This is a genomic window from Luteimonas sp. 22616 (assembly GCF_052044325.1).
Lineage (GTDB): Bacteria > Pseudomonadota > Gammaproteobacteria > Xanthomonadales > Xanthomonadaceae > Luteimonas.
In genome coordinates this window covers 2,669,833-2,681,646 of record NZ_JBQEMW010000001.1, presented here as the reverse complement: position 1 = coordinate 2,681,646, position 11,814 = coordinate 2,669,833, and the positions used below count along the sequence as shown (strand labels likewise).

Annotated in this window: 10 protein-coding genes and 1 tRNA gene; 4 read left to right on the top strand and 7 right to left on the bottom strand. The window is 67.0% G+C overall.

Translation table 11 applies throughout. The annotated features are described in order from the left end of the window. The first annotated feature begins 7 nt into the window (after window positions 1-7). Both dtd and rpoD read left to right on the top strand, forming a co-directional pair. Entirely contained in the window at window positions 8-448 is a 441-nt protein-coding gene (gene dtd, locus ACTJIL_RS12195; protein ID WP_440755769.1) for a D-aminoacyl-tRNA deacylase, read from the top strand. Between the two features lie 112 nt (window positions 449-560). Next, a complete protein-coding gene (gene rpoD / locus ACTJIL_RS12190) occupies window positions 561-2,435 on the top strand; it encodes an RNA polymerase sigma factor RpoD (RefSeq protein WP_440755768.1) in 1,875 nt (624 codons plus the stop codon). A gap of 157 nt (window positions 2,436-2,592) precedes the next feature. Here rpoD and ACTJIL_RS12185 read toward each other — a convergent pair whose 3' ends face one another. The 7 genes from ACTJIL_RS12185 to ACTJIL_RS12155 form a co-directional block, all read right to left on the bottom strand. Continuing rightward, the gene (locus tag ACTJIL_RS12185; RefSeq protein WP_440755767.1) at window positions 2,593-2,961 is read right to left on the bottom strand and encodes a SnoaL-like domain-containing protein; all 369 of its coding nucleotides are present in this window, start codon (window positions 2,959-2,961) and stop codon (window positions 2,593-2,595) included. 137 nt (window positions 2,962-3,098) lie between these two features. Beyond that, window positions 3,099-4,511 (bottom strand): glycoside hydrolase family 47 protein, encoded by a 1,413-nt coding sequence (locus tag ACTJIL_RS12180; RefSeq protein ID WP_440755766.1) that lies wholly within the window; start codon window positions 4,509-4,511, stop codon window positions 3,099-3,101. Further along, window positions 4,508-5,812: an AGE family epimerase/isomerase gene (locus tag ACTJIL_RS12175; RefSeq protein WP_440755765.1), complete on the bottom strand. Its 1,305-nt coding sequence runs from the start codon at window positions 5,810-5,812 to the stop codon at window positions 4,508-4,510. Before ACTJIL_RS12175 ends, ACTJIL_RS12180 begins: the two co-directional genes overlap by 4 nt. Further along, window positions 5,809-6,798, bottom strand: a complete 990-nt coding sequence (locus tag ACTJIL_RS12170) for a carbohydrate kinase family protein (RefSeq protein WP_440755764.1) — start codon at window positions 6,796-6,798, stop codon at window positions 5,809-5,811. Before ACTJIL_RS12170 ends, ACTJIL_RS12175 begins: the two co-directional genes overlap by 4 nt. After that, entirely contained in the window at window positions 6,798-8,099 is a 1,302-nt protein-coding gene (gene fucP / locus ACTJIL_RS12165; protein WP_440755763.1) for an L-fucose:H+ symporter permease, read from the bottom strand. Before fucP ends, ACTJIL_RS12170 begins: the two co-directional genes overlap by 1 nt. Further along, entirely contained in the window at window positions 8,096-9,178 is a 1,083-nt protein-coding gene (locus ACTJIL_RS12160) for a LacI family DNA-binding transcriptional regulator (RefSeq protein ID WP_440755762.1), read from the bottom strand. The genes fucP and ACTJIL_RS12160 overlap by 4 nt, the downstream gene beginning before the upstream one ends. 14 nt (window positions 9,179-9,192) lie before the next feature. Continuing rightward, window positions 9,193-9,354 (bottom strand): hypothetical protein, encoded by a 162-nt coding sequence (locus tag ACTJIL_RS12155; RefSeq protein WP_440755761.1) that lies wholly within the window; start codon window positions 9,352-9,354, stop codon window positions 9,193-9,195. Window positions 9,355-9,361: 7 nt separating this feature from the next. On the opposite strand from ACTJIL_RS12155, the gene ACTJIL_RS12150 reads away from it, so the two are divergent. Next, window positions 9,362-11,671, top strand: coding sequence for a GH92 family glycosyl hydrolase (locus ACTJIL_RS12150; protein WP_440755916.1), 2,310 nt, complete (start codon window positions 9,362-9,364; stop codon window positions 11,669-11,671). Between the two features lie 61 nt (window positions 11,672-11,732). Next, window positions 11,733-11,805, top strand: a tRNA-Ile gene (locus ACTJIL_RS12145). Window positions 11,806-11,814: the final 9 nt, after the last annotated feature.

The following is an 11,814-nucleotide window of genomic DNA, read 5'->3' as shown; positions in this document are numbered from 1 at the left end:
CTTCCCAATGCTCGCCCTCATCCAGCGCGTCACCTCCGCCAGCGTCGTCGTCGACGGCGCCACCCTCGGCGCCATCGGCCCCGGGCTGCTGGCGCTGGTCGGCGTCGAGCCTGGCGATGGCGACGCGCAGGTGGCGCGGATGACGACGCGCCTGCTCGGCTACCGGGTGTTCGGCGACGAGCAGGGGCGCATGAACCGCTCGCTCGCCGACAGCGGCGGCGGCCTGCTGCTGGTCAGCCAGTTCACCCTGGCGGCCGACACCCGCTCCGGCATGCGGCCGGGCTTCAGCACCGCCGCCGCGCCGGACGAGGCTGAACGGATCTTCGACCGGTTGCTGGTAAGTTGCCGGGAAAATCACCCCTCAGGGGTGGAAACCGGGCGTTTCGGTGCCCATATGGTGGTCAGCCTGGTCAATGACGGCCCGGTAACCTTCCTGCTCAAGGCGTAAAGCGGGCTTCGGCCCGCCGCAAGGTGATTCCCGGCCGTTCGCACCGCCGGAAACCCGGCCAGCCGGTATAATGCAGGGTTCTCTTCACTAAATTTCCCCGGTGGCTCCCCACATGGCCAACGAACGTCAGGCCCCGCAGTCCGACATCAAGCAGCTGATCAGCAAGGGCCTGGAACAGGGCTACCTGACCTACGCCGAAGTCAACGATCACCTCCCCGACGACATGGTCGATCCGGAGCAGATCGAAGACATCATCGGCATGATCAACGGCATGGGTATCGAGGTGCACGAAGTTGCGCCCGATGCCGACACGCTGCTGCTCGGCGACAGCAACACCGGCAACCGCGAGGTCGACGACACCGCGGCCGAGGAAGCGGCTGCCACGCTGACCGCGCTCGACGCCGAGGGCGGCCGCACCACCGACCCGGTGCGCATGTACATGCGCGAGATGGGCACGGTCGAACTGCTCACCCGCGAGGGCGAGATCGCGATCGCCAAGCGCATCGAGGAAGGCCTCAACCAGATGCTGCTGTCGCTGGCCAGCTTCCCGTGGTCGGTGCAGTTGCTGCTGGAGGACTGGGAGCTGCACAAGGCGGGCAAGAAGCGCCTGGCCGAGATCGTGGTCGGCTTCAACGACCAGCTCGACGAAGAGCCCGAGCCGCCGGCACCGACGCCCCCTCCGGCCGCCAATGGCAAGGACAAGGACAAGGACGACGACAGCGAGAGCGAGGACGACACCGAGGAAGAAGAGGCCGAGGAAGCCGGCCCGACCGGTCCCGATCCGGTCGAAGTCGCGCGCCGCATGGACGAACTGGCCGCGCTGTACGCCAAGTTCCAGAAGGTCTATGCCAAGAGCGGCGCCGGCAGCAAGCAGGCCGCCAAGCTGCGCGAGGAGATGGCGAACCTGTTCGTCACCTTCAAGCTGCCGCTGCCGCTGGTCGACGTGCTGGTGCGCAAGCTGCGCGAGGTGCTGGGCGAGATCAAGGACCACGAGCGCCGCATCCTCGAGCTCGCCACGCGCGTGGCCAAGATGCCGCGCAAGGACTTCATCCGTTCGTGGGAAGGCAACCAGATCAACCTCGAGTGGGTCGATGACGTGCTCAAGCGCAAGCAGAAATGGTCGAGCGGCCTGCGCGAGGTGAAGGATCAGATCATCGCCCACCAGGAAGCCACCATCGCCATCGAGAAGGTGATGCGCGTGGACCTGGCCGACATCAAGGACATCAGCCGCACGATGGCCTATGGCGAAGCCAAGGCGCGCAAGGCCAAGAAGGAAATGGTCGAGGCCAACCTGCGCCTGGTGATCTCGATTGCCAAGAAGTACACCAACCGCGGCCTGCAGTTCCTCGACCTGATCCAGGAAGGCAACATCGGCCTGATGAAGGCCGTGGACAAGTTCGAGCACCGCCGCGGCTTCAAGTTCTCGACCTACGCGACCTGGTGGATCCGCCAGGCGATCACCCGCTCGATCGCCGACCAGGCGCGCACCATCCGCATCCCGGTGCACATGATCGAGACGATCAACAAGCTCAACCGCATCTCCCGCCAGATGCTCCAGCAGTTCGGCCGCGAGGCCACGCCGGAAGAGCTGGCGAAAGAGATGGACATGCCCGAGGACAAGATCCGCAAGGTCATGAAGATCGCCAAGGAACCGATCTCGATGGAGACGCCGATCGGCGACGACGAGGATTCGCACCTGGGCGATTTCATCGAGGACACCAACGTCGAGTCCCCGATCGACAACACCACCAACATCAACCTGTCGGAAACCGTGCGCGACGTGCTCGCCGGCCTGACCCCGCGCGAGGCCAAGGTGCTGCGCATGCGCTTCGGCATCGACATGAACACCGACCACACCCTCGAGGAAGTCGGCAAGCAGTTCGACGTCACCCGCGAGCGGATCCGCCAGATAGAGGCCAAGGCGCTGCGCAAGCTGCGTCATCCGAGCCGGTCGGAGCAGCTGCGGAGCTTCCTCGACATCGAGTGACATTGGCGGGATTGCGAAACAAGAAAGAAGCCCCGCATCGCGGGGCTTCCTTTTCTGTAGGAGCGGCTTCAGCCGCGAGTTCCCGGATTTCGTGCAGCCTCGTGCCCACGAAATAGCTCGCGGCTGAAGCCGCTCCTACAGGGATTCCGGTTCCAGATCAGGTGTTGTAGAAGAACTGCTCGTGCACGATCTTGCCGTCGCGCACCCTGTAGACGCAGATCTCCTGCATCGGCATGCGTCCCATCGACTTGTAGGTGGCATCGAGGCTCGATGCGACGCTGAACCAGTCGCCGGCGATGACCGGATCGCTCATCGTGCCACCGTGGATGGTCTCGAGATCCTCGGCCCACTTGCGGCCTTTCTCGCGGATCGCGTCCAGTCCCTTGACGTTGCCGAGCGTGCCGCCCGGCGAGCCCTCCATCTCGACACTGGCCGCGTCGTCGGCATAGAGCTCGTCCTGGGCCTGTTCGTACTTGCCTTCGCGGCACAGCGCGACGAGGCGGTCGGCGACTTGCTGGGTGTTCATGGCATGGCTCCTCTCGGGGGAACGGGCAGCGTACTCCCGCGCTGCTGACAGCCTGTTGTCAGCAGCCCGGCCCGGTCACGGCCGGGAACCGGAGCGGCTGGAGCCGCTCCTGCAAAGGCCGGGGCCTCGGCCCGCCGTTATGGCGTCACCGGTTGCAGCGGATGCGCTTCCGTGTTCAAGACCACCTGTGCCGGATCGAGCGTCTCCGGCGCCGCATACAACAGGTAGAAATACTTGAAGGTCTCGGCCAGCACGAAGCTCTCCATGTCGTCGGCCTTCTGCTTGGTTACCACGCTCTTGAGCGACGCGAAGCCGGCATCGGTGCGGGTGTACTTCACGAAGTCGTCGAACAGCGTTCGGCCCATGTCGCGGTACGCGGGATCGGCAGTCGTCCGGTACAGGTACCAGGTCGATTCCACGATTTCCGGCCGCAGCGGATACGCGGGCTCGGTCACCACGCGCCTGCGGTAGTCGTAGATTTCCGGCTCGATGCCGTGCACCTGCCACATCGCGAACGACGATGCCTGCAGCCGCTTGGCGCGGTCCAGGTCGCCGGAATACGCCAGCAGTCCCGGCATGAATGCATCGAGCGCGCCGTACTCGCTCGACACGCGCGCCCCGGTCGCCATGTCGACATGGCCGTACCAGAGCATGCCGTCGACTTCCTCGGGCAGATGGCGGTTCGCCGCGGCGATGCTGTCGTTCCACATCGCCAGGCAGTCGCGGTCGCCGAACAGCTTCCAGCACTTCCACAAGTACTCGTAATACGAATCGATGCGCGCGCCGATGTGGGTTTCGGTGCGCGTCCACTTGCCGCTGGCCACATCGAAGCGTTCGCCGACCAAGCCGATCGGCGAACGCCGCTTGTACGTTTCCACCAGGGCGCGCTTCGCCTTCTCGTAGTAGACCGGCTTGCCGGTCAACCGGCTCAGGGTTCCGTACTCGAGCAGCAGGGTGCCGGCTTCGGCGGGATTGCTTTCGTTGCCGTGCGCCTTGCCCGTGCGCAGGTTGACGTAAACATACGGCAGGCCGGTCGGTGAATCGAAGGCCGGCAACAGGCGCGTACCGAGGTCGTCCGCCAGTGCGAGCAGGCGCGCGTCGCCGGTCATCTGGTAGGACGACAGCAGGCCGCCGAGCAGGCGGATCACGATCTCGAAATGCTTCACGTCGAGGTCGCGGTTGAACGACAGCCTGGTCGCGATCAGTTCGCGTGCCTCGTCGGCCTCCTTGTCCAGGCCCATCACCAGCAGGGTGTCGAGCGCATCGACGGGTGTCATCAGCAGGGATTCGCCGTACCAGTCGTGCGCACCCTTGCTGATCGGCAGCAGCGCGTCGTGGCCCCACGCATATTGCTTGTAGCCGGTCCACGCATGCAGGAATTCCGTCTTCACGCGTTCCGCCATCTGCGCGTCAGCACCCTGGCGGGCGAGTGCAGCGGCGACGGCGGCGTCGGCGGTCGCTGCTTCATCGGTCGACGGCGGTCGTGAAGCGCAGGCAGCCAGCAACGAGAACGCCAGTCCGGCGAAGAAGGTGCGCAGCATCGTTTTCATGCACGTGCTCCGAAATCGGTGGTGGCACGCATGACCGCCAGCACGTCGTGGCAGGCGCCCATGGTGTGGTAGTCGGTCTTGCCGGCGGGACTCTTCTCGTCGTCGTACTTCGCATTGCGACGGTCGAGAATGCGGTACCAGGCGCCATGCTGATGGTCGACGAGATGCTGCCAGGCGTAGCGCCACGTGCGCTCGTACCAGTCGCGGTAGCGCGTATCGCCGGTCGCGGCGAACAGGCGTGCCGCGGCGGCGATTGCCTCGGCCTGCACCCAGAAATACTTGTCGTCGTCGCAGAACCAGGTCGCAGCGTCGGCGACATCGGCAACCGGCGCGCCGCGTGCCGGCGATGCCTGGCGAAGCGATTCGGGCGCGAACCCGTAGACGACACCGCCGAACTCCCGGTCCCAACCGTGCGCGAGCGCGATATCGAACAGGTGGCGCGCTGTCGGCAGCAGCCAGTCCGGTGCGTCGCTGCGTGCGCCGAGATGACCATGCAGCAGCACCAGCAGCTTCGCCCACTCCACTTGATGGCCCGGCTGGAATCCCCACGGCCGGAACAGGTGCTTCGGATCGTCGCGGTGGTAATCCCAGTCGACGTTCCAGTCGCGGTCGTAGTGCTCCCACACCAGTCCGCCCGCGAGTGCGGTCTGGCGGCGTGTCATGTGGTCTGCCAGCAGCAGCGCGCGATCCAGGTAGCGTGCTTCACCGCCGGCCTCGAATGCGGCGATCAGCGCCTCGCACATGTGCATGTTGGCGTTCTGGCCGCGGTAGTCGGAGAAATTCCAGTTGGCATCGGCCTCGTCGCGATACAGCCCGGCATCGGCATCCCAGAATCGCGCCTCGAGCAAGTCCCATGTCTCGTCCACCCACGCCGCGGTGTCGAGCCCGGCCTTGCGCGCGCTGGCGTACGCCAGCATCACGAAGGCGACGCCATAGGCGTGGTGGGTGCGGTCCTCGGGCCGGCCGTCGCGCAGCGTCCATGCGTATCCGCCGCCCGCGGCATCGCGGTGCGCGTCGCGCAGGTAGCGCAAGCCGTGCGCGGCGGCATCGAGGTATTCGCGCGCAAGCGGATCGTCGGCGAACTCGCGCGCTGCCATCGCGTAGTCGAAGACGAATCGCGTGCTGCTGACGAGGTGGCGATGCGAGGCATCGTAGACGCTGCCGTCGTCATGGAAATAGTGGAAGAAACCACCGGTCGGATCGATCGCGCGCGGATGGTAGAACGCCATCGTGTCGGCGATGTGCGCGCGCAGCGTCGCGGGAGCGGTGAAGTCGGGCAGCGGCGTGGCGGGCAGGTTCAAGGGGCGTTCTCCAGCAGGGCTTGCACGTCGGCGCGGTCGGGCATTGCCGCGAAAGCGCCGAAGCGCGTGGTGGCCAGCGCGCCGGTTGCGGCAGCGTGGCGCAGCAGGTCGTCGCGCACGTCGGCATCCGCGAATGCGCCGGCGAGCGCGTCGGCGTGCAGGCCATGGCCGGCGATGCGATGCAGCAGTCCGGCGACGAACGCGTCACCGGCTGCGGTGGTATCGATCGGATCGACGCCGAACGTGGCCGCGGTGCCGCGGGCATCGCGGGTCCACCAACGGACCGGCGCCGCGCCGTCGGTGATTACCACGGCCTGCGCGGCATGCGCGAACAGGCGCTCGGCGACCTGGCCTTCGCCGCCTTCGCGCGCCAGGAAAGCCAGTTCCTCGCGGCTGAGTTTCACCAGGTGCGCACATTCCAGCGCGCGCCACAGGGCCGGCAACGGATTGGCGTCGCGTGGCCACAGCGCCGGCCGCAGGTTGAGGTCGAAACTGACCAGTGCGCCGGCGGTGGTGGCGAGCCGCATGCCGTGCAGCGTGGTATCGGCGATGTCGGGCGCGGTGAGGCTGTTGGAACAGGCGTGGAGGATCGCGAGATCGTCGAACGCGGCGCCGTCGAAGTCGCCCGGGCGGAACAGCAGGTCGGCCGCCGGCGGACGATAGAAATTGAAACTGCGTTCGCCATCGGCAGCCAACGACACGAAGGCGAGCGCAGTGCGCGCCGCGTCGGTGCGCCGGACTTGCGCGACATCGACGCCGTAACGGTGGAACTGCGCCAGCAGGAAGTCGCCGAACATGTCCGTGCTGAGCATGCCTACGAAGCGCGCGTCACCGCCGAGCCGTGCCACGCCCACGGCGACGTTGGCCGGCGCGCCACCGGCGTGTTCGGTGAACTGCCGCGCCGCACCGGGGACCGTCGAGGGACTGGCGAGGAAGTCGATCAGCGCCTCGCCGAAGCAGGCGATCGCGGTGCGCGTCGTCGCCATCAGTGCGCGGGCCCCGCGACGCGTTCGACGACAACGAGCGGCGGCAAGTCGCCGCCGAGCCGCGATCCGCGCAGCCCGTACCAGACAATGAAGGCGTAGCAGGCCAGCGGAATCACGAACGCGGGCTGGATGCCGACGTGGTCGGCGAGCTTGCCTTGCAGCCACGGCACCACCGCGCCGCCGACGATGGCCATGATCAGCAGGCTCGACGCCTTGCTGGTCAGCGGCCCGAGACGCTCGATGGCGATGGTGAAGATGGTCGGGAACATGATCGAGTTGAACAGCCCGATCGCGATCACGCTCCACATCGCGACGTGCCCGCCGGTCAGCATCGTGGTCAGCAGCAATGCCGAAGCGATGCCGGCGAACAGCGTCAGCAGCCTGCGCGCATCGACCGTCTTCAACAGCGCCGCGCCGATGAAGCGGCCGACCATCGCGCCGCCCCAGTAGAAGGCGAGGTAGCGGCTGGCGGTGGCCTCGGTGAGGCCGCCGGTGTCGGTGCCGGAGATGTAGTTGATCAGGAAGCTGCCGATCGAGACCTCGGCGCCGACATAGACGAAGATCGCGACCACGCCCCAGCGCAGGTGGCGATGCTGCAGCACCTCGCGGAACGTGTGGCGCGCGTGGTCGGCGCGCTCGGTGGCCTCGCGCAACGCGGGGATGCGCATCGCCAGCACGAACACCGCCAGCGCCAGCAGGCCACCGGCCAGCAGCAGGTAGGGCACCTGCACCGACTGCGCCTGCGTCGCCCGATAGGCGGCCTGCTCGGTGATCGACATCGCTGCGAGTTGATCCGCACCAAGCACCGCAGCCGAGAGGATCAGCGGACCGATGACCCAGGGAAACAGCGTTGTGCCGAGCGAATTCAGCGCCTGCGCCAGGTTCAACCGGCTCGGCGCGCCGGCCGGATCGCCGAGCAGGCTGATGTAGGGATTGGCCGCGACCTGCAGCAGGGTGATACCGCTGGCCAGTACGAACAGTGCGCTCAGGAACAGCGGATACGACGGCAGCAGCGCCGCCGGATAGAACATCGCCGCGCCGACCGCCGCCACTACCAGGCCGATGATGATGCTGGGCTTGTAGCCGACGCGCGCGACCACGGCGCCCGCCGGCAGCGACATCAGGAAGTAGGCGCCGAAGAACGTCGACTGGATCAGCATCGTCTGCGCGTAGTTCATCGCGAACACGGCTTTCAGGTGCGGGATCAGCACGTCGTTGAGGCTGGTCAGGCCGCCCCAGGTGAAGAAGATCAGGCTGACGACCGCGATCGCCGCGGTGTTCGACAGGTGGCGACGTGTCATGCGTGGACTCCGTTGGCGGTCGGCGGCGCGACGAGGCTGCTGGCACGTACGCGCAGTTCCGCGGGTGCGACGGTGGTACGGGGAATGTCGTCGTCGCCGCGCAGGCGTGCGAGCACCAGGCGCGCGGCCTGCATGCCGCGTTCGCGCGGGGCGACGGCAATGGTCGACAGCGGCGGGGTGGCGACCGCGGCCTCGGGGATGTCGTCGAAGCCGACCACCGCGAAATCGCGTCCGGCCTGGCGGCCGCGTGCGGCGAGCCCGCTCATCAGGCCCAGCGCGACCGCGTCGTTGTAGCAGACCGCCGCAGTCGGCGCGGGATCGCGCACGAACAAAGCGCCGGCCTGGTGCGCGGCTTCGAGCCGGGTCGGTGCGCACTCCACCAGCCATTGCGGATCCGGCGCGATGCCGGCCGCATCGAGTGCGTCGCGATAACCGGCGCGGCGCTCGCCACACGAGCTGGAATCGCGATGGCCGCCGAAGAACGCGATCGCGCGGTGTCCCTGTGCCAGCAGGTGCTCGGTGGCGATGCGCGCACCGCGACGGTTGTCGAGCGCAAGGAAGTCCCAGCCGTTGCCCGGTGCGTCGTCCGTGTCGCCGCTGCCACCCAGTGCGCGGTTGAACACCAGCACCGGCATGTGTGCGCCCAGTACCCGATGCAGGCGTGCGGGATCGCTGTGCTCGGCCGGCGACAGGATCACCGCGGCGGGGTCGTGTTCGATCAGCGAGGCGAGCACCGCCTGCTGGCGTTCCGGCGATTCACCGGTGCTGCCGACCAGCATCACGTAACCGGCTTCGGCCAGCGCGGCGTCGACGCCGCCGGCGAACTCGGCGAAGAACGGATTCGACAGGTCGTTGAGCACCAGCGCTACCGCATTGGAAGCGCGTCGCCGAAGACTCGCCGCGCCGCGGTGATAGACGTAGCCCTGGCGGACGATCTCGGCCTGCACGCGGGCGCGGGTGTCCACGTGCACCAGCGGGCTGCCGCGCAGGACCAGCGACACCGTGGCACGCGACACGCCGCAGCCGGCAGCGATGTCGGAGACGGTGACGCGCTTGGCCGGTGCGGAATTTCTTGGCATGAGTTTGGATCGGTCTAAATCACCGGCATCGTGCCGGCAAACGCCCCACAAGGCATTTTGCGACGCAGCATGCCGGTCATGCGGCCGGATGATAGGGTGCCGTTTTGGAACGATCCAAAACGGCGGAAGAACGGCATGAGAAGCGCCAGGGGCAGGGCAGTGATGACGATGGGCATGTTGCTGATGGCGGGCGCGTTCGCCGCGACCGCCGCCGGAACATCTTCGGAAGATGCCGGCGCGCGCGCCGTCGCCTCGGTCGATCCGTTCATCGGCACCGGCGGCGAAGGCCATACCTTTCCCGGCGCGGTGGTGCCGTTCGGCATGGTCCAGCTGAGCCCCGACACGCAGATCAAGCCGCGCAAGGATGCCTACGGCTGGGCCGCCGGCTACCGTCATGACGACCACACCATCGTCGGCTTCTCGCACACGCATTTCTCCGGCACCGGCCATTCCGATCTCGGCGACGTGCTGGTGATGCCGATCGCAGGCGACGTGCGCCTCGAGCGCGGTGATGTCGGCAAACCCGGCAGCGGCTACACCTCGCGTTTCAGCCACGACGACGAACGCGCCGAGCCGGGGTACTACGCGGTCACCCTCGACGACTACCATGTGCGCGCCGAGCTCACCGCCAGCGCGCGCGTCGGCATGCACCGCTACACGTTCCCGAAAGGCAAGCCGGCACACGTGCTGGTCGACCTGCGCACCAGCATGTACGACTACCCGGGCAAGATTTCCTGGTCGCGACTGCGGCTGCAACCCGACGGCACCGTGACCGGCTTCCGCGAGACCCGCGGCTGGGCGCCGGGCCGCCAACTGTACTTCGCGATGCGCTTCTCGCGCCCGCCCAGGGGCCATGCGTTCCACAACACCGAGCAGGACATTCCGTACAAGGGCTTCCCGCCGCCGGGAGAGAACACGCCCGCCGAACGCGCGCAGATCGAGGGCCGCCAGCTGGTCGGCACGTTCGATTTCGGTGATGCATCGGGCGAACCGCTGCTGGTCAAGGTGTCGATCTCGCCGGTCAGCGAGGCCGGGGCGATCGCCAACCTCGATGCCGAAGTGCCCGGCTGGGATTTCGACGGCGTGCATGCCGATGCGAAGGCGCAATGGGCGAAGGCGCTGGCTGCGGTCGACATCGACGCACCGGAACCGATGCGCAAGAGTTTCTACACCGCGCTGTATCACGCGTTCATGGGGCCGAGCCTGTTCATGGACAGCGATGGCCGCTACCGCGGACCCGACAACGCGGTGCATCAGGCCGAAAACTTCACGAACTACTCGACGTTCTCGCTGTGGGACACGTATCGCGCACTGCATCCGCTGCTGACCCTCGTGCAGCCCGAAGAACGCACCAACGACATCGTCAACTCGTTGCTCGCCTCGCGCCGCGAAAGTCCCTACGGCATCCTGCCGGTATGGGCGTTCCACGGCCTGGAGACGTGGTGCATGATCGGCTACCACGCCGTGCCGGTGATCGCCGACGCCTACATGAAGGGCATCCGCGGCTACGACACCGATGCCGCGCTCGATGCGATGGTGGCGAGCGCGAGCTACGGTCCCTACGACGGCATCCGCCAGTACATGGAGCTCGGCTACGTGCCGATCGACGAGGAGGGCGAAGCCGCGTCGAAGACGCTGGAATACGCGTTCGACGACTGGACCATTTACCGCATGGCCGACGCCATGGGCCGCAAGGACATCGCGGCAACGTTCGAGAAACGCGCCACCAACTGGAAGCATGCCTTCGACCCGAAGACCGGCTTCATGCGTGCACGGAAACGCGATGGCAGCTTCCGCGAGCCGTTCGATCCGGATGCCAGCGGCTATGGCACCGACTACACCGAAGGCAATGCCTGGCAGTACTCGTGGTACGTGCCACAGGATGTCGCCGGCCTTGCCAAGGCGCACGGCGGCGGGGATAAGCTGCTGGCCCGCCTCGACGCCGTGTTCGATGCCAAGGTCGACCCGTCGGTGTTCGAGCACATGGAAGACATCACCGGCCTGATCGGCTGGTACGCGCACGGCAACGAACCCAGCCACCACGTCGCCTACCTCTATGCCTACGCCGGACAACCGTGGCGCACGCAGGCACGGCTGAAGCAGATCATGGACACGCAGTACAAACCAACGCCCGACGGCCTGGCCGGCAACGATGACCTCGGCCAGATGTCGGCGTGGTACGTGTTCACCGCGCTGGGCTTCTATCCGGTCGCGCCGGGCAGCAACGAATACATCATCGGCCGCCCGTTCCTGCCGCGCGCCACGCTCAACCTGCCCAACGGCAAGCGCTTCACCATCGTCGCCGACGGCCTGGACGACGCGCATCCCTACATCGGCGCGGCGACATTGAACGGCCAGCCGCTCGATCGCGCCTTCCTGCGCCACGAGGAGATCCTGGCCGGCGGCGAACTGCGCTTCACCATGCAGGCCGAGCCCAACCGGGAATGGGCCACGCATCCGGGGCGACAGCCGTATTCGATGTCGGCGCGTTGAGCGGGCACCAATCCGGCAGCATGGCTGCGAACCCGGCGCTCCTCTAGACTGCGCGCTGTACGGGCCTATAGCTCAATGGTTAGAGCGCGGGACTCATAATCCCTCGGTTCCAGGTTCGAGTCCTGGTGGGCCCATTTCCTTTC

What these genes read in the sequence shown, in the direction of transcription:
- ACTJIL_RS12155 (WP_440755761.1), bottom strand. Translation starts at nt 9,354, where the DNA reads ATGCCCATCGTCATCACTGCCCTGCCCCTGGCGCTTCTCATGCCGTTC.
- ACTJIL_RS12170 (WP_440755764.1), bottom strand. Translation starts at nt 6,798, where the DNA reads ATGGCGACGACGCGCACCGCGATCGCCTGCTTCGGCGAGGCGCTGATC.
- ACTJIL_RS12150 (WP_440755916.1), top strand. Translation starts at nt 9,362, where the DNA reads ATGGCGGGCGCGTTCGCCGCGACCGCCGCCGGAACATCTTCGGAAGAT.
- ACTJIL_RS12160 (WP_440755762.1), bottom strand. Translation starts at nt 9,178, where the DNA reads ATGCCAAGAAATTCCGCACCGGCCAAGCGCGTCACCGTCTCCGACATC.
- ACTJIL_RS12185 (WP_440755767.1), bottom strand. Translation starts at nt 2,961, where the DNA reads ATGAACACCCAGCAAGTCGCCGACCGCCTCGTCGCGCTGTGCCGCGAA.
- fucP (WP_440755763.1), bottom strand. Translation starts at nt 8,099, where the DNA reads ATGACACGTCGCCACCTGTCGAACACCGCGGCGATCGCGGTCGTCAGC.
- dtd (WP_440755769.1), top strand. Translation starts at nt 8, where the DNA reads ATGCTCGCCCTCATCCAGCGCGTCACCTCCGCCAGCGTCGTCGTCGAC.
- rpoD (WP_440755768.1), top strand. Translation starts at nt 561, where the DNA reads ATGGCCAACGAACGTCAGGCCCCGCAGTCCGACATCAAGCAGCTGATC.
- ACTJIL_RS12180 (WP_440755766.1), bottom strand. Translation starts at nt 4,511, where the DNA reads ATGAAAACGATGCTGCGCACCTTCTTCGCCGGACTGGCGTTCTCGTTG.